The following is a 16,379-nucleotide window of genomic DNA, read 5'->3' as shown; positions in this document are numbered from 1 at the left end:
GGCGGCGGGAAGCCGCCCTTAGCCATTACGCTATGATGCGAGTCTGGTGGTCGTCAGAAGTGTAGCCCCACCTGCATGTAGTAGGTGCGGCCAGGTTCGTTATAGGTGTTCGCACCGGCTCCCCACAGATACGCGCCCGTGGTGGCGTTACCGGTAGTCTGGGCATTTCCTTCACGGAAGTGGCGCTTGTCGAACAGGTTATCGATCCCTGCGGTTACATCCACATATTTCGTCACCGCGTAAGTCGCACTCATGCCCACCAGCGCATAAGGCGATACCTGTCGGGTTTCGCTGCCCGAAGTGGGGTTCCCTTGATAAGTGTATTTTTTCGGTTTCTGGCGGCCATACCACGTCAGCGTACCCTGCACCGACAGATCGTTAGCGGCCTGCCACTCCAGCGTTGAGTTGATGGTGTATTTGGGAATAACCGACAGGTAATCTCCACTCTTCTTATTCTTGTTCTCGATGATATAGGTGAAGTTATTTTTCATCTTCAGCGTATCGGCGAGCGGGAAATTGAACGTCCCTTCCAGCCCCTGAACGACGGCTTTTGGCACGTTTTCCCATTGATAAATATTTGCGGAGGTGGCTTTGCCCGCAACCGAGTCACCGGCTGCAATCTTGTCATGGTAGTCGTTGCGATACCAGGTCAGCCCGGCCTGCACTTCATCATGATTATATTCAATCCCTACCTCTTTATTGACGCTGGTTTCTGCTTTCAGGTCGCGGTTGCCTTGCAGATAGCAGGCGCCGCCGCCGTAGCATCCCTGGCCTTTACTGAACAACAGGTAATTGGGGTTGGTCTGATACAGATTTGGTGCTTTCCATGCGCGGGCAATACCCAGTTTCAACGTGAAGTCGCCGCCCAGTTCCTGGGAGAGGTTCAGTGACGGACTCCAGTTACTGCCGCTAATACTCTGGTGGTTGAAGCGAACGGCAGGAGTCAGACGAGTGCTGTCCGTCAGTTCAAGGTTATCTTCCGCAAAGATGCCGTAAATATCCGCTGAGCTGTATTTGCTGCGCCCGGTATCGGCAATCCCCGGAACCGAGCCCCCGCCGGTGGTGGATTCGGTATTCGACGACGGATCTTTCATCGCCTGGTGGTTAAATTCCGCACCAAAGGTCAGCGTCTGGCTAACCCACAGGTCAAGCGGGATATTCACTTCCGAGTGCAGGTTGGTGTCATACAACGAAATGGTCGAGAACCCTTCATTTGACGGGCTGAAAATCCCCGAGATGCCGCCAGAGAGGCCTTCATTGAGGCGGGTATTACGCGTTTTTTCAAACTGCACATAGTTATTGGTGGTGACGCCGCTGTCCCAGGCGCCGGTATATTTCAGGCTGAGCGTCTGGCGGTAGAGAACGTTTGTTTCTTTGCCATAATATTTTTTTACCAGCGCGTTGCTGTTGGTGTTTTGCGTATCACCGGCATACAGGTTGCCGTGGCGACTGTAGCCGGCCCCCAGTTCCAGCGCCTGCATCGGCATAAATTCCCAGCGCAGAGCTGAATTGATGTCTTTATTGATAAAACCTTCACGGCCAGCGGGGTAGCTACCGGCATAAGAACCGATACGCGGGGTCGTGTGGTTTTCGTTGATATCCTGGGCATCAGCCTGCGTTTTATTCCAGTTACCGTAGACTCGCAGGGTCAGATTATCCGCCAGCGCGCCGCTTAAACTGCCGTTATAGCGTTTGGTGCTGCCTTCGGATTTGTGCTGTGGAAAGTTGTAATAGGTATTTAAACTGCCGTGCCATTCGTCCGTCGCCGGTTTGGTGATGATATTGACGACCCCGCCCATTGCGCCACTGCCGTACATCGCGGCGGCCGGGCCACGGATGACCTCAATGCGCTCGATCATTTCTGGCGGCACCCAGTTGGTGTCGCCACGGGTATCGCGCTCATCGCTCCAGCCATAGCGCACCGAGTTGCGGCTGGAGACAGGCATACCGTCAATCAGAATCAGAGTGTTCTCCGGCCCCATGCCGCGGATATCAATCTGGCGGTTATTCCCGCGTTGTCCGCTGTTAGAGTTCCCGGTGAGATTGACGCCCGGCATGGTGCGAATGATCTCAGCGACGTCGCGCTGTATTGGCCGTTTTTTAATGGCCTCACTGTCAATGATAGAGACGCCGGGGGCCTGGAGCGTCTGTTCTTTGGCCGTCACGACCATGGTTTCGCCGCTGTTTATTTCTTTGTCGCGGGCAGCCTGTTTCTCAGGTGGGTTACTGGCGTTTGTTTGTTCTGCTTTCTGGTTTGCCGCTGTTTTGATGTCGTCAGCCTGTACCGCAGGAATTGCCAGACTCCCTGCAATAAGCGAACTCAAAAGCGATAATTTATATGCCTTTTTTATCATGATATTAATCACTTGCCATTGTTAAAAGAAAAATTGCGTGAAATAACTTATTAGCAATATTTCTCATTTGCAACACAATAATGATTATCATTTACATTTTTGGGCGTGCGAGCACGCTGCCGTTAGCGGCAATTTCAGGTTATTAAATAGAATAAAATCAGTAAGATAATTAATATCAGGGCAGCAGGCGTGAAGGGACAGTTGCGGTTGTTGGTCTGTACAACGGTCAAACCATGAATTCAGGAAAGATTTGTGGGAACAATGCGCTGTGGGAACAGTGTGCTGTGTGGATAAAGAATGGTGCGTCTGAATGGACTCGAACCATCGACCCCCACCATGTCAAGGTGGTGCTCTAACCAACTGAGCTACAGACGCAGGATGGTGCGTTCAATTGGACTCGAACCAACGACCCCCACCATGTCAAGGTGGTGCTCTAACCAACTGAGCTATGAACGCAATGTTGCAGGTGACAACGGGGACGAATATTAGCGGCAGAGCCGGAATGAGGCAAGAGGGAAAACGTAATTTTCTTCCTGATTTCACTCGATTGCAGAGGAAACGCGCAAAATGTCGAGAGAATAGCCGCCGTTCGGCGGCTATTGCTGATTTATCGCGCAGCGCGCTGCAAAATAATCGCTGATGACTGGCGTTGCAGGTATCGCATACGCAGCATCATCATAATAGCCGCAGACGTCAGGCCGATAATAAAGCCCATCCAGAACCCGGCCGGTCCCATGCGATCCACCACCAGATCGGTCAGCGCGAGGATATAACCGCTCGGTAATCCCAGCACCCAGTAAGCTGTAAAGGTAATAAAGAAAATCGACCGCGTATCTTTATAACCACGCAAAATACCGCTGCCGATAACCTGGATCGAATCGGAAATTTGATACACCGCCGCCAGCAGCATCAGTTGCGCGGCGAGCGTGACCACTTCAGGATTGTCGTTATAGAGCAGGGCGATAGGCTCACGCAGCGTCACGGTAAAAATTGCGGTGATAACGGCCATGCAAACCCCGACGCCCAGCCCGGTTCTGGCGGCTGTCTGGGCATCCAGCGTTGAGCCCTGGCCAAGTCGATAGCCCACGCGGATGGTAACCGCAGCCGCCAGCGACATCGGCAATACGAACATCAGCGAACTGAAGTTCAGGGCAATCTGGTGGCCTGCGACATCCACAATACCCAGCGGTGAAACCAACAGCGCCACCACGGCAAACAGGGTGACTTCAAAAAACAGCGCCAGGGCGATCGGCAAACCTAGCTGTACCAGACGTTTCATGACCGCCGTATCCGGCTTGCTGAATCCGCGCTCGTTGCGAATATCGCGCATTGAACGCGCACGTTTCACATACGAGGCCATCGCGATAAACATCACCCAATAGACCGCCGCCGTGGCAACGCCGCAGCCTACGCCGCCGAGTTCCGGCATACCGAAGTGACCGTAGATGAATATATAGTTCACCGGAATGTTGACCAGCAGGCCAAGGAAGCCTATGACCATGCCGGGTTTGGTTTTTGCCAGACCTTCGCACTGGTTACGCGCAACCTGAAAGAACAGGTATCCCGGCGCGCCCCACAGGAGCGCGCGAAGATAGCCCACGGCTTTATCCGCCAGCGCAGGATCAATGTTATGCATAGAACGGATAATGTATCCGGCATTCCATAGCACAAACATAATGAGAACGGACACACAGCCCGCCAGCCAGAAGCCTTGTCGCACCTGGTGAGCGATGCGTTCGCGGCGGCCAGATCCGTTGAGCTGCGCGATAACCGGGGTCAGAGCCAGTAACAGCCCATGACCAAACAGAATGGCGGGCAGCCAGATAGATGTGCCGATAGCGACGGCAGCCATATCCGTGGCGCTGTACCCGCCAGCCATCACGGTATCGACGAATCCCATCGCGGTTTGGGCGATTTGCGCAAGAATCACCGGTATTGCCAGAGCTAATAACTGACGCGCTTCACTGATATACTTCTGCACGTATACACCTATTATTTGTTGTTATTTGAGAGACTAAAAAAGCCGCCTTAAATGGCAGCAAGAAGAAAATGCAGGGGAAATTTCAGTCTATTGTAGCGAGGAATACGTAATTCTCCAGTGAAAAAACAGGTGCTTTTAGCGCTTTGCTGGCAACCTGATTTTCCACCTGCTATTGTGCTGGGCAGAGATGTATTAACTGATTTCAGGAGTTGCAGGTATGTTTACAGGTATTGTGCAGGGCACCGCGAAACTGGTGTCGATTGATGAAAAACCGAATTTCCGCACGCATGTCGTGGAATTACCTGAACACATGCTGGACGCGCTGGAGACGGGCGCATCGGTGGCGCACAACGGCTGTTGCCTGACCGTCACTGAAATAAACGGTAATCAGATCAGCTTTGACCTGATGAAAGAGACGTTACGCATTACCAATCTTGGCGATCTGAGCGTCGGCGATCTCGTTAACGTGGAGCGTGCGGCGAAATTCAGCGATGAGATTGGCGGGCATTTAATGTCGGGTCACATTATGACCACGGCTGAAATTTCGAAAATTCTGACCTCTGAGAATAATCGTCAGGTCTGGTTTAAAGTTCAGGACCCGCAGCTGATGAAATATATCCTGTATAAGGGATTCATCGGCATCGATGGCATCAGTCTGACGGTAGGGGAAGTGACGCCAACGCGCTTTTGCGTTCATCTGATCCCGGAAACGCTGGAACGCACCACGCTGGGTAAGAAAAAACTGGGTGCTCGCGTCAATATCGAAATTGATCCGCAAACCCAGGCGGTTGTTGACACCGTCGAGCGCGTGCTGGCGGCACGGGAAAGCGCGGCGAACCTGCATGCAGGCGACGCGTAACCCGACGTAAAAACCCCCGCAGCGCGGGGGTTATCAGGATTAGCGGGGAATACGCAGGCCGTGTTCGACGCCGCGAGAAAAAACCACCTGCCATAGCTGTATATCACGGGCGCGAAACGCCCCGGCGCATGCATTCAGATAATAACTGAACATGCGTTTAAACCGTTCGGTGTAATTATCTGCAATTTCCGGCCAGCCGTTGATAAAGCGAGAATACCAGGCCATCAGGGTGGTGTCGTAATCTGCGCCAAAGTTGTGCCAGTCTTCCATCACGAAATGCGATTCGCTGGCATTCGCAATCTGTCGAACAGACGGCAGACACCCGTTCGGAAAAATATACTTATTGATCCACGGGTCGACATTATTATCCGTCTTTTTGGAACCGATAGTGTGGAGCAGGAAAATACCGTCCGGTTTCAAATTACGGTCGACCACTTCAAAATAGGTTTTATAGTTCTTCGGCCCGACGTGTTCAAACATACCAACGGACACAATGCGATCAAACTGATCGTTAAGGTCGCGGTAATCCTGTAGCCGAATAGAAACGTCCAGACCAGCGCAACGTTCCTGGGCCATCTTTTGCTGCTCGGCGGAAATCGTGACGCCAACGACGCTGACGTCATAATTGGACGCCATAAACTGGGACAAGCCGCCCCAGCCACATCCGATATCCAGCACGCGCATACCCGGCTGCAACTGTAATTTTTCACAAATGAGCTTCAGCTTCGCTTGCTGGGCGGATTCCAGTGTGTCGGCATCTTTCCAGTAAGCGCAGGAATATTGCATATACGGGTCGAGCATGCGGGAGAAAAGATCGTTGCCGAGATCGTAATGTTCTTTCCCGACTATCCAGGCGCGTTTTTTACTTTGTAAGTTGAACAGGCGTGCGCCCGCGATACGCAGCGTATCTTTGAAATGGTGGGGGAGTTGGTTTTCGAGCCCGGCTCGTAAGACTTTACTAAAAAACATGTCCAGTCGGTCGCATTCCCACCAGCCATCCATATAACTTTCACCTAACCCCAGCGATCCTTCCTGTAATACACGTTTGAAAAAATCGGGGTTTTTAACACGAATATCCGCCGGGGCAGTGCCATTGATGGCGATACCCGCACGGCCCAGCAATTCGTTGGTGATACGATACCAGTCATCATCTGGTACGCTGACTTCTTCTATACACGATGAACTCATAGCTTCTCCATCACTTGGTCGGTGATCAGAACCTTAAAACAGCGTAGACGCTTTTTGGGCTTTGTGAGAAATCTCACGGAATAATTCCGCGAGTCTATTATCCGACGTAGAACAGAGGAAGGGAGGAACCCTTACCGAAAAGGCCATCCGTGGTGAAACGGGAACGCTCCGGTTCCCGTTAACGCATAATAATTATCGTAATATTAACAACCGAAATTTAGTATAGGCCTCAAAATTCGATGATACAACCGAAAATTGTTAGCGAGCTAATTACCTGTTGTTGAACATTTTTAGTGAGATTCGCTGTGCGCAACTTCGGTGTTTGCTGCGCGCGCGGCCGGTTCCTGCGCCTGAAGTTGCAGCCAGTATCCCAGTGCCGCCAGAGCCACCGTCGACAGCATTACGCTGGTGGTGGTAAGCAGCGGCGTGCTGATCAGCCACGAAACGACCAGGCTTGCCAGGAAACACAGACCCAGTTGCAGCGTGTTCTGTAAGGCTGCTGCGCGTCCGGTCGCTTGCGGGAAGGGGCGCAGCGCCTGGGCGACCACGATAGGGTAGATCGCGCCGTTCGCGATAGCCATCACACAGAATGGAATCAGGATCTCTGTCAGCGAAACATGGCTGATGAAGCTGGCGCCCCAGGTGGCGACCACGCTCAGCGCATAGAGAACCAGTAACCAGGGCAACAGCTGTTGACCCTGCCATTTTTGCAGCGCCGCGCGGCAACCGTAACCGCCCACCAGGAACGCGATGGTCTGCGGTACATAACTCAGGCCAATTACCGCCGGGCTATAGCCCATTTCGCTGAGGATAAACGGGGAACCCGTCAGCCAGGCAAAAAAGCTGGCGGAGCAGGCGGCGTAAATCAGGACGTTGCCGCGATAAGTTTGTGAACGCAGCAGGCTGGCGAAGGTCAGTTTTTCCTGGCTGTGGTCATGTGCTTTTGTTGTTGGCTTTAAGCGTAAGGCGGGCAGCATCAATATCAGCGTAATGATGAACAGCGTGGCAAAAATGGCCTGCCAGGAAAAATGCGTCAGGATCCAACTGCCGAGTAAAGGCGCAAGGGCGGGCGATAAACCGACCAGCGGCATAATGGTAGCGAAGATGCGATTAATTTTTTGCGTTGGATAATAATCCGTCACCAGTGCCTGCCAGATCACCGTAGCGGCACAAACCCCCACCGCCTGAATAAAACGCAGTACCAGCAGCCCAGTAGCGCTTTCGACCCACATCATCCCCAGACTGCCCAGCGCGAAGATGGAGAGACCCAGCAGCAAAATGGGTTTACGCCCGTAACGGTCTGACAGCGGCCCCCACAGCAGTTGCGCGACGGCGAAACCGGCCAGGAACAGACTGAGGCTGGCGCTGACAGCCGCCGCCGGTGTTTGCAGGTCGGCCTGAATTGCCGCGAACGCAGGCAGATACATATCTGTTGCCAGAAAGCCCAGCACGCTGAGACCCGCCAGCCAGACTAAAAAACCTTTTCCGGGTTGCATAATTGTTTCTCTTTTCCAGAAGTAAGACATTGCCGCTGAGTGTAGGGAGTGAAATTCTGCTTGTGAAACGCTAATATTTGGCTACTGGATTCAAAATTTTTGCAGGCAGAATATGTGGTCAGAATATTCACTCGAAGTGGTTGATGCCGTTGCCCGTAATGGCAGTTTTAGTTCTGCGGCGCAGGAGTTGCACCGCGTGCCTTCTGCGGTGAGCTACACCGTCCGTCAACTGGAAGAGTGGCTGGCGGTGCCGCTTTTCGAACGACGCCATCGGGATGTTGAACTGACCCCCGCCGGGGCATGGTTTTTAAAGGAAGGGCGCTCTGTTATCAAAAAAATGCAGATCACCCGACAGCAGTGCCAGCAGATCGCCAACGGCTGGCGGGGTCAACTGGCGATTGCGGTCGACAATATTGTTAAGCCGGAGCGCACCCGGCAGATGATTGTTGATTTTTATCGTCATTTTGATGATGTGGAATTGCTGGTCTTTCAGGAGGTATTTAACGGCGTCTGGGATGCGCTGTCGGACGGGCGCGTGGAGCTGGCTATCGGCGCGACGCAGGCCATTCCGGTTGGAGGACGCTACACCTTTCGCGATATGGGGATGCTGAGCTGGAGCTGCGTGGTCGCCCGCCATCATCCGCTGGCGTCAATGGCTGGCCCGCTCAGTGACGACACGTTGCGCAACTGGCCGTCGCTGGTCCGGGAGGATACCTCGCGTACGCTTCCGAAGCGCATCACCTGGCTGCTGGATAACCAAAAACGCGTGGTGGTGCCGGACTGGGAATCTTCAGCGACCTGCCTTTCCGCGGGACTGTGTGTGGGAATGGTGCCGACCCACTTTGCTAAGCCGTGGATCGACAGCGGGAAATGGGTGGCGCTACAGCTTGAGAATCCGTTTCCTGATGCGGCGTGCTGTCTGACGTGGCAGCAGAACGACACGTCGCCCGCGCTGGCCTGGTTACTGGACTATCTGGGCGACAGCGAAACGCTGAATAAAGAGTGGTTACGGGAGCCGGAAGAGGCTCCCGCAGAAGGGGATTAACGGCGATAGTCGCGGAATGGGCCATCGGCGACAGAGCGACGCTCAATCAGACGCGGATGCACCTCAATGGACTGCGACTCTTCGCGTTTATTGACGATACGGTCAAGCAGCATATTGAAGGCCGTTTCACCCAGAGAATCTTTCGGCTGGTGAATCGTCGTCAGCGCAGGCGTAAAGTAACGCGCGTTGCGTACGTTGTCGTAGCCGATGACCGAGATATCCTGCGGTACGCGCAGCCCCATCTCGTCAGCGGCGCACAACGCGCCCATCGCCATAATGTCGCCACCGCAGAATACGGCCGTCGGGCGGTGAGACTGGGAGATCATTTGCTGCATCGCGCGGTAGCCTGATTCCGGCTCGAAATCACCCTGAACGATCCAGTTTTCCGGCACGTTTATCAGCGCTTCTTCCATCGCTTTCATAAAGCCAGCCAGACGACCTGCGCCGGTGTTGCGTTCCATCGGGCCGGGGATCACGCCAATTTCACGGTGGCCGCGTTCAACCAGATAACGACCGGCCATATAGCCGCCTGCAAAGGCGTTATCAATGACCGTATCGGTAAAGTCCGCTTTGGCTTCGCCCCAGTCCATCACCACCATCGGGATATGGCGATACTCTTCAAGCATAGAGAGCAGGGACTCAGGGTATTCGGAACACATGACCAGCAGGCCATCCACGCGTTTTTGCGCCATCATGGAGAGGTACGCGCGCTGTTTTTCCAGGTTGTTCCAGGCGTTGCCCAGAATCAGCGTATATCCTTTCTGGAAACAGTTCTTTTCAACGGCTTCGATAATTTCAGCAAAATAGGCGGCTTCGCTGCTGGTCGCCAGCAAACCAATCGATTTGGTGTGGTTAACCTTCAGGCTGCGGGCAACCGCGCTGGGAGAGTAGTGCAGCTCTTTAATGGCTGCCCATACCGCGTTGCGCGTCTCTTCCGCAACGAAGCGCGTTTTGTTAATTACGTGTGATACGGTTGTAGTGGAAACGTTTGCTCGCTTCGCCACATCTTTAATTGTTGCCATTACATCTCACTCCAGACCATATCCTGAACTCCTGAAAATACTGTAAGTAAACGTTTGCCTTTACACACCTTGATCGCAACGTCAGGGTTGCGGCACGCCGGGAAAACGACACGGAACATCAGGAAGGGGGCAATGGCCGGTACGCTAATCAAGTAAGCGTGGAATTTTGTCTGATCTTGACGAAAAGGGGAAGAGTTAAAAGCGCTTATCAATATAAATCATGGGAGATTTTTGCATTCAAGTGTGTAAAAATGCGCAATATCACTTTTTGTGTGGGAATAAAAAGGAGAAAACTTGATGAGCACCGATCTGAAATTTTCGTTAGTGACCACCATTATTGTGCTGGGCCTGATTGTCGCAGGCGGTCTGACTGCCGCACTGAACTGATTTACCTCTGAGGGAGAGCATTCTCCCTCTGTCTTTCCTCTCTCTTCTTCCTCATTTTTAACCAAATCGTAAAAGTCTTTTGCTATTTTGCTTACTTTATTAGTTTTGTGATTGATGTCATGCTTTTGACTCTTTTGCGTGCCTCGTGACGGCACGAAGCTGCGGAGTCGATGTATGAAAATAAATTATCCCTTACTGGCGCTGGCAATTGGCGCATTTGGTATTGGAACCACCGAGTTCTCTCCTATGGGCTTGTTGCCTGTTATCGCTCGCGGCGTGGATGTCTCGATTCCTGCGGCCGGAATGCTAATCAGCGCGTATGCCGTTGGTGTGATGGTCGGCGCACCGTTGATGACGCTGCTGCTTTCCCATCGCGCACGTCGTAATGCGCTTATTTTTTTGATGGCGATTTTTACCCTCGGAAATGTGCTGTCGGCCATCTCGCCGGATTACACTACGTTGATGCTGTCGCGGATTCTGACCAGCCTGAATCACGGCGCTTTCTTCGGTCTGGGGTCGGTGGTGGCGGCCAGCGTCGTCCCCAAACATAAACAGGCCAGTGCGGTCGCCACCATGTTTATGGGGCTGACAATCGCCAATATTGGCGGTGTTCCTGCGGCGACCTGGCTGGGGGAAACCATTGGCTGGCGTATGTCCTTCATGGCGACGGCGGGGCTGGGCGTAATTTCAATGATTAGCCTCTTTTTCTCGTTGCCGAAAGGCGGGGCGGGAGAGCGCCCTGAGGTGCGCAAAGAGCTGGCGGTGCTGTTGCGACCACAGGTGTTATCGGCATTACTGACCACCGTTCTGGGCGCAGGCGCGATGTTTACACTCTATACCTATATCGCCCCAGTGCTGCACAGCATTACGCATGCAACGCCTGCTTTCGTTACCGGTATGCTGGTACTGATTGGCGTTGGCTTTTCTATCGGCAACTATCTGGGGGGAAAACTGGCGGATCGTTCGGTTAACGGCACCCTGAAAGGATTTTTGCTGCTGCTGATGGTGATTATGCTGGCGATCCCGTTCCTGGCGCGCAACGAAGTGGGTGCTGCTATCAGCATGGTGGTATGGGGGGCGGCGACATTCGCGGTGGTTCCGCCTTTACAAATGCGCGTTATGCGGGTTGCCAGCGAAGCGCCAGGCCTCTCTTCATCGGTCAATATCGGTGCCTTTAATCTCGGTAATGCGCTTGGCGCAGCGGCGGGGGGCGCAGTGATTTCCGGTGGTTTGGGCTACAGCTTCGTACCGGTGATGGGGGCGATTGTGGCAGGGCTTGCGCTGTTGCTGGTCTTTGTCTCTGCGCGCAGACAGCCTGAAGACGTTTGCGTGGCGAACTAAGCGCAGCATTAAAACGCAGAAGGGACTCCCTTCTGCGTTATTCTCTTTATGCCGCGAAGTTTTTCGCCACAAAGTCCCAGTTTACCAGCGCCCAGAAGTGCTCCAGGTAGCCAGGACGGGCATTGCGGTAGTCGATATAGTAGGCATGTTCCCACACATCAACGGTCATCAACGGCGTGGCGTCGGTGGTCAGCGGCGTACCGGCATTCGACGTAGAGACGATAGCCAGTTTCCCATCCGTCCCTTTCACCAGCCAGGTCCAGCCGGAACCGAAGTTCTTAATTGCGGCGTCGGTGAACTGCGCTTTGAAATCGGCAACGCTGCCGAAGGACGCGACAATGGCGTCAGCCAGTTTACCCGTTGGTTCGCCGCCAGCATCTGGCGCCAGGCAGTTCCAGTAGAAGGTGTGGTTCCAGACCTGGGCCGCGTTATTGAAGACGCCGCCTTCAGCGCTGCGAACGATCTCTTCCAGTGATTTCCCCTCAAACGGCGTGCCTTTGATCAGGTTGTTAAGGTTGGTCACATAGGTCTGATGATGTTTGCCGTAATGATATTCCAGCGTCTCAGCAGAAATGTGCGGTGCAAGAGCATCTTTGGCATACGGTAATGCAGGTAATTCAAACGACATTGCTTCTCTCCTTATATTTATATTAGGTGCGCACAATAACCTTATTGTACGTAAGGATAGGGTAGCAAATTGAAAGGTGATACAAAAGAAGAACTTACCCTGTAGCCATACTACAGGGTAACGTTTTATCGAATGGTTTTCGGCGTCATGACCCGGCGTGCGCCCACGTAATGGCGCTGCCAGTAATCTTCGCTAAGAGAGGTAATCTGTATTTCCTGACCGCTGCGCGGAGACTGAATAAATTTGCCGTTGCCAACGTAAACGCCAACGTGATCGGCAGTACCGCGACCCTGAGTACGGAAGAACACGAGATCGCCATTTTTCAGTTCGCCACGTTCAATCGGCGCGGCATCACGCAAATGATACATTTCATTTGCAGTACGCGGGATGCGGAATTTCACCAGATCCTTATACGCGTAATAAACCAGACCGCTGCAATCAAAACCGGTTCGTGGAGACGTTCCGCCCCAACGATACGGTTTGCCAATCTGATTCATTAATTTATTCATCGCCGTGTTGGTGGCTTTCTGCATTTTCGCTTTATGCGCATCGGCAATGGCAAGCGGGGCGCCTTTTACTTTGACACAATGCGGCTTACGACCCTTGCGCGGCGTACATTTTTCCGTCCAGGTTACGGCGGCGGTTTGTGTGGTGGCGGGTTTGCTACGACGGCTTGCAGTTTTGCTGGTTTTCGCAGGGGAGGCAATGCGTTTTTTCGATGTGGAGGCCGTTTTACTTTGGGTTTTACTCACGGCTTTTTTTGCAGTCTTCGTTTTTTTCTTGCTGGTCGCGGTGTTCTTCTGCTTATCTGCCGTTTTCGTGACATGCGCGGCAGGCGTCGCCCTGGCTTGCCGGGAGGCATGCGCCATTGACGTAAAAGGGAGCGTGGTAAAAAGCAAAGCACAGAGCGTGATCGAGATCCGGTTTATCCGCGCCACTGAGCAATCCTCTGGTTAAGGGCAGGTCGAATTCATGCCTGCGTATGATTTACAAAACGCATCGATTCTAATCTATAAAATCCCCGGAAGTTAATAGCTTTTGTCATCTAAAATCGCGTTTCGTTATTGAGTGCAAAAAAAAGCAGCAACAAAAGCGGAAACGGGTCAACAGATAAACAATTCCATACTGTTTAAGTGGATAAGAGATATTTAGAATGCAACTTCAGGCTTCAGACGATAAAATAGTAAAGCGTGATGAAAATGTTATTTTCCGTTGCCAGCCTGACCCGCTACAATGTCAGACTACTGCCGTAAAGAAGTTTAAGGAAGCAAGACAATGAGCACCACTATCGAAAAAATCCAGCGCCAGATCGCTGAAAACCCGATTCTCCTGTACATGAAAGGCTCTCCAAAACTGCCAAGCTGCGGTTTTTCCGCACAGGCTGTTCAGGCGCTTTCTGCCTGTGGTGAACGTTTTGCCTATGTCGATATTCTGCAAAACCCGGACATCCGCGCCGAGCTGCCGAAATATGCAAACTGGCCGACCTTCCCGCAACTGTGGGTGGACGGTGAGCTGGTTGGCGGCTGCGATATCTTAATTGAAATGTACCAGCGCGGTGAGTTGCAGCAGTTGATCAACGAGACTGCGGCAAAATACAAAACCGAAGAGCCTGACGCTGAGTAATTCAGCCGAAATAAAAAAGCGACCATCTGGTCGCTTTTTTTTTGCTGAAAACGCGGTTGCCTGATGGCGCGTCGCTTATCAGGACGCGCGGGCATCGCCACCCGACACGATTATGCCTCTTCTGGTACTGGCAACGGCCAGCCGCCAAGACGCTTCCAGCGGTTAACGATTTCGCAAAACAGAACGGCCGTTCGTTCGGTGTCGTATAGCGCAGAGTGCGCCTGCGTTCCATCAAACTCCATTCCCGCCGCCAGACACGCTTTTGACAGCACGGTCTGTCCCAGCGCCAGGCCGCTCAGGGCCGCAGTGTCAAAGGTCACGAAGGGGTGGAAGGGGTTACGTTTCAGCGAAGCGCGCTCAGCGGCGGCCATCATAAAACTGTGATCGAACGTGGCGTTATGGGCGACCATGATCGCACGATTGCAACCGCTGTCTTTAATTCCCTTGCGCACCATTTTGAAAATAGCATGCAGCGCATCGTACTCGCTGACCGCGCCGCGCAGCGGGTTAGAAGGATCGATTCCGTTAAAGGCAAGCGCTTCAGGCTGTAAGTTTGCGCCTTCGAACGGCTCAACATGGAAATGCAGCGTCGTGTCCGGCATCAGCCAGCCTTGTTCATCCATTTTCAGCGTGATGGCGGCAACCTCAAGCAGCGCATCGGTTTTGGCATTGAATCCCGCCGTTTCGACATCAATGACGACAGGATAAAAACCACGAAAACGGTCGCACAGACCGGAAAGTTGAGCGTTATCGGACATCTGGGTCTCTTAATACGGAAAAATTGCAGCGCGCATTATGGCAAATTTTACGCTGAGATGCAGTAAAACAACGGGCACAGAGAGTCTGTGCCCGGCGGGAGATTAGTTGCCCAGACCGCGACCGGCGTCTTTGGCTTCAATCAGCTCAATTTTGTAGCCATCAGGATCTTCAACAAACGCGATGACGGTGGAGCCACCTTTTACCGGACCCGCTTCACGCGTGACGTTACCGCCGTTCTGGCGAATGCGTTCGCAGGCTTCGGCAGCATTGTCGACGCTCAGGGCGATATGGCCATAGGCCGTGCCCAGCTCGTACTTATCAACGCCCCAGTTGTAAGTTAACTCGATCACCGCTTCTTCGCTTTCCGGGCCGTAACCCACGAATGCCAGAGAGTATTTGTATTCCGGGTTTTCGCTGGTGCGCAGCAGCTTCATGCCCAGTACGTTGGTGTAGAATTCGATGGAACGCTGCAAGTCGCCAACACGCAGCATGGTATGAAGTAAACGCATCTTTTTCCCCTCAAAAGTGCTGAATGGTCAATACATTCAAAATGTTGTTCTAGTATAGCGGCGTTTTTACGCCGCTACCAACGCAGGATTACAGGGTAGGATAGTCCGTGTAACCTTCCGCGCCGCCGCCGTAGAAGCTTTCTGCGCGTTGTGGATTCAGTTCTGCTTTGCGTTGCAGACGAGCCACCAGGTCCGGGTTAGCAATATATGCCCGGCCAAACGCGACGGCGTCGATCAGGCCCTTATTGAGCAGGTCTTCCGCTTTTTCCGGCGTATAGGCGCCTGCGCCAATGATCGGGCCGTGGAAGCGGGCGCGAACTTTCTCACGGAAGGCGTCAGTATACGGTTCGCCGCCAGCCCAGTCAGGTTCGGACATGTGCAGATAGGCAATGCCGCGTTTACCCAGTTCCTCAATCAGATAGAGCGCATCGGCTTCTTCATTCGGGCCATTGCCGACATTCTGGAATGTGCCGATAGGGGAAACACGAATACCAATTCGATCTGCCCCCCATTCCTGAATACCAGCATCGACGACTTCCAGCACCAGACGCGCGCGGTTCTCAACGCTGCCGCCGTACTGGTCAGTACGATGGTTTGACGTCGGGGAAAGGAACTGGTGCAGCAGATAGCCGTGGGCGGAATGCAGTTCTACCAGGTCGAAACCGGCTTCACGCGCATTGGCGATAGCCTGACGGAAATCGTTGACGATGCCTGGGATCTCGTCGGTTTCCAGCGCACGCGGCATTGAGGTGTCGACACGAATGGCCTGGCCGTTTTCATCGCGCAGCGAGGTACGGGTGCCAGCGCCGATCGCAGATGCGGAGACGGGAGGCTGGCCACCGGGTTGCAGGCTGGAATGAGAGATTCGACCGGTATGCCAGAGTTGAACAGCAATGTGCCCCTGTTCGGCATGAACGCCAGCGGTAATTTTTTTCCATGCCTCGATCTGCTCCGCGCTGTGCAGACCCGGCGCGCCCGCATAGCCTTTCGCCTGTGCGGAGATCTGCGTCGCTTCACTGATGATTAGCCCGGCGCTGGCGCGTTGACGATAATACTCGGCCATTAACGGGGTGGGAATGTCGCCCGGTTCAATGCTGCGCAAACGCGTCAGAGGGGCCATGAACACACGGTTTGCTGCCGTAATTGCGCCCACTTTCAGCGGGGTAAACAGTTTCTCAGATGACATA

The 16,379-nt window shown here is 53.3% G+C and carries 15 protein-coding genes and 2 tRNA genes; 5 read left to right on the top strand and 12 right to left on the bottom strand.

The features are described 5' to 3' along the window. Positions 1 to 53: 53 nt before the first annotated feature. The 4 genes from CKO_RS07175 to mdtK form a co-directional block, all read right to left on the bottom strand. Entirely contained in the window at positions 54 to 2,354 is a 2,301-nt protein-coding gene (locus CKO_RS07175; RefSeq protein ID WP_012132552.1) for a TonB-dependent siderophore receptor, read from the bottom strand. A gap of 298 nt (positions 2,355 to 2,652) precedes the next feature. Continuing rightward, positions 2,653 to 2,729 (bottom strand) — tRNA-Val (locus CKO_RS07170). Positions 2,730 to 2,733: 4 nt separating this feature from the next. Beyond that, positions 2,734 to 2,810 (bottom strand) — tRNA-Val (locus CKO_RS07165). A gap of 151 nt (positions 2,811 to 2,961) precedes the next feature. Then, positions 2,962 to 4,335: a multidrug efflux MATE transporter MdtK gene (gene mdtK / locus CKO_RS07160; protein WP_012132551.1), complete on the bottom strand. Its 1,374-nt coding sequence runs from the start codon at positions 4,333 to 4,335 to the stop codon at positions 2,962 to 2,964. Between the two features lie 217 nt (positions 4,336 to 4,552). On the opposite strand from mdtK, the gene CKO_RS07155 reads away from it, so the two are divergent. Then, on the top strand, positions 4,553 to 5,194 hold the full coding sequence (locus tag CKO_RS07155) for a riboflavin synthase (protein ID WP_012132549.1): 642 nt from the start codon (positions 4,553 to 4,555) through the stop codon (positions 5,192 to 5,194). 39 nt (positions 5,195 to 5,233) lie between these two features. On the opposite strand, the gene cfa is transcribed toward CKO_RS07155, so the two are convergent. Together cfa and punC are read right to left on the bottom strand one after the other, a co-directional pair. Continuing rightward, on the bottom strand, positions 5,234 to 6,382 hold the full coding sequence (cfa, locus tag CKO_RS07150; RefSeq protein WP_012132548.1) for a cyclopropane fatty acyl phospholipid synthase: 1,149 nt from the start codon (positions 6,380 to 6,382) through the stop codon (positions 5,234 to 5,236). Between the two features lie 290 nt (positions 6,383 to 6,672). Then, entirely contained in the window at positions 6,673 to 7,878 is a 1,206-nt protein-coding gene (punC, locus tag CKO_RS07145; protein ID WP_024130373.1) for a purine nucleoside transporter PunC, read from the bottom strand. Positions 7,879 to 7,990: 112 nt separating this feature from the next. On the opposite strand from punC, the gene punR reads away from it, so the two are divergent. Then, the gene (gene punR / locus CKO_RS07140) at positions 7,991 to 8,923 is read left to right on the top strand and encodes a DNA-binding transcriptional activator PunR (protein ID WP_012132545.1); all 933 of its coding nucleotides are present in this window, start codon (positions 7,991 to 7,993) and stop codon (positions 8,921 to 8,923) included. On the opposite strand, the gene purR is transcribed toward punR, so the two are convergent. After that, the gene (gene purR, locus CKO_RS07135; RefSeq protein ID WP_012132544.1) at positions 8,920 to 9,945 is read right to left on the bottom strand and encodes an HTH-type transcriptional repressor PurR; all 1,026 of its coding nucleotides are present in this window, start codon (positions 9,943 to 9,945) and stop codon (positions 8,920 to 8,922) included. The genes punR and purR overlap by 4 nt on opposite strands. Before the next feature lie 297 nt (positions 9,946 to 10,242). Between purR and cydH the strand changes: the two genes are divergently transcribed. Further along, complete coding sequence (cydH, locus tag CKO_RS23275) at positions 10,243 to 10,332, top strand: cytochrome bd-I accessory subunit CydH (protein ID WP_096753851.1); 90 nt, start codon at positions 10,243 to 10,245, stop codon at positions 10,330 to 10,332. A 174-nt stretch (positions 10,333 to 10,506) separates the two neighbouring features. Continuing rightward, entirely contained in the window at positions 10,507 to 11,673 is a 1,167-nt protein-coding gene (locus CKO_RS07130) for an MFS transporter (RefSeq protein WP_012132541.1), read from the top strand. Positions 11,674 to 11,719: 46 nt separating this feature from the next. Here the strand turns inward: CKO_RS07130 and sodB are convergent, their stop codons facing one another. Both sodB and CKO_RS07120 read right to left on the bottom strand, forming a co-directional pair. Further along, positions 11,720 to 12,301, bottom strand: coding sequence for a superoxide dismutase [Fe] (gene sodB / locus CKO_RS07125; RefSeq protein WP_012132540.1), 582 nt, complete (start codon positions 12,299 to 12,301; stop codon positions 11,720 to 11,722). A gap of 125 nt (positions 12,302 to 12,426) precedes the next feature. Next, on the bottom strand, positions 12,427 to 13,239 hold the full coding sequence (locus CKO_RS07120; protein WP_024130372.1) for a C40 family peptidase: 813 nt from the start codon (positions 13,237 to 13,239) through the stop codon (positions 12,427 to 12,429). Positions 13,240 to 13,576: 337 nt separating this feature from the next. Between CKO_RS07120 and grxD the strand changes: the two genes are divergently transcribed. Further along, complete coding sequence (gene grxD, locus CKO_RS07115) at positions 13,577 to 13,924, top strand: monothiol glutaredoxin 4 (protein WP_012132537.1); 348 nt, start codon at positions 13,577 to 13,579, stop codon at positions 13,922 to 13,924. A 110-nt stretch (positions 13,925 to 14,034) separates the two neighbouring features. On the opposite strand, the gene rnt is transcribed toward grxD, so the two are convergent. From rnt to nemA, 3 genes are all read right to left on the bottom strand, one after another. Next, entirely contained in the window at positions 14,035 to 14,682 is a 648-nt protein-coding gene (gene rnt, locus CKO_RS07110) for a ribonuclease T (protein ID WP_012132536.1), read from the bottom strand. Between the two features lie 102 nt (positions 14,683 to 14,784). Beyond that, positions 14,785 to 15,192 carry a lactoylglutathione lyase gene (gene gloA, locus CKO_RS07105; protein WP_024130371.1) on the bottom strand — a complete coding sequence of 136 codons (408 nt, stop codon included), beginning with the start codon at positions 15,190 to 15,192 and terminating at the stop codon, positions 14,785 to 14,787. Between the two features lie 88 nt (positions 15,193 to 15,280). After that, positions 15,281 to 16,378: an alkene reductase gene (nemA, locus tag CKO_RS07100; RefSeq protein WP_012132534.1), complete on the bottom strand. Its 1,098-nt coding sequence runs from the start codon at positions 16,376 to 16,378 to the stop codon at positions 15,281 to 15,283. Position 16,379 lies beyond the last annotated feature (1 nt).

This window comes from Citrobacter koseri ATCC BAA-895 (assembly GCF_000018045.1).
Classification (GTDB): domain Bacteria; phylum Pseudomonadota; class Gammaproteobacteria; order Enterobacterales; family Enterobacteriaceae; genus Citrobacter_B; species Citrobacter_B koseri.
Note: the sequence above shows the minus strand (reverse complement) of the source record. Positions and strands in the feature narration are given on the sequence as shown.

What these genes read in the sequence shown, in the direction of transcription:
- CKO_RS07175 (WP_012132552.1), bottom strand. Translation starts at nt 2,354, where the DNA reads ATGATAAAAAAGGCATATAAATTATCGCTTTTGAGTTCGCTTATTGCA.
- CKO_RS07155 (WP_012132549.1), top strand. Translation starts at nt 4,553, where the DNA reads ATGTTTACAGGTATTGTGCAGGGCACCGCGAAACTGGTGTCGATTGAT.
- cfa (WP_012132548.1), bottom strand. Translation starts at nt 6,382, where the DNA reads ATGAGTTCATCGTGTATAGAAGAAGTCAGCGTACCAGATGATGACTGG.
- punC (WP_024130373.1), bottom strand. Translation starts at nt 7,878, where the DNA reads ATGCAACCCGGAAAAGGTTTTTTAGTCTGGCTGGCGGGTCTCAGCGTG.
- punR (WP_012132545.1), top strand. Translation starts at nt 7,991, where the DNA reads ATGTGGTCAGAATATTCACTCGAAGTGGTTGATGCCGTTGCCCGTAAT.
- purR (WP_012132544.1), bottom strand. Translation starts at nt 9,945, where the DNA reads ATGGCAACAATTAAAGATGTGGCGAAGCGAGCAAACGTTTCCACTACA.
- cydH (WP_096753851.1), top strand. Translation starts at nt 10,243, where the DNA reads ATGAGCACCGATCTGAAATTTTCGTTAGTGACCACCATTATTGTGCTG.
- CKO_RS07130 (WP_012132541.1), top strand. Translation starts at nt 10,507, where the DNA reads ATGAAAATAAATTATCCCTTACTGGCGCTGGCAATTGGCGCATTTGGT.
- sodB (WP_012132540.1), bottom strand. Translation starts at nt 12,301, where the DNA reads ATGTCGTTTGAATTACCTGCATTACCGTATGCCAAAGATGCTCTTGCA.
- grxD (WP_012132537.1), top strand. Translation starts at nt 13,577, where the DNA reads ATGAGCACCACTATCGAAAAAATCCAGCGCCAGATCGCTGAAAACCCG.
- rnt (WP_012132536.1), bottom strand. Translation starts at nt 14,682, where the DNA reads ATGTCCGATAACGCTCAACTTTCCGGTCTGTGCGACCGTTTTCGTGGT.
- gloA (WP_024130371.1), bottom strand. Translation starts at nt 15,192, where the DNA reads ATGCGTTTACTTCATACCATGCTGCGTGTTGGCGACTTGCAGCGTTCC.
- nemA (WP_012132534.1), bottom strand. Translation starts at nt 16,378, where the DNA reads ATGTCATCTGAGAAACTGTTTACCCCGCTGAAAGTGGGCGCAATTACG.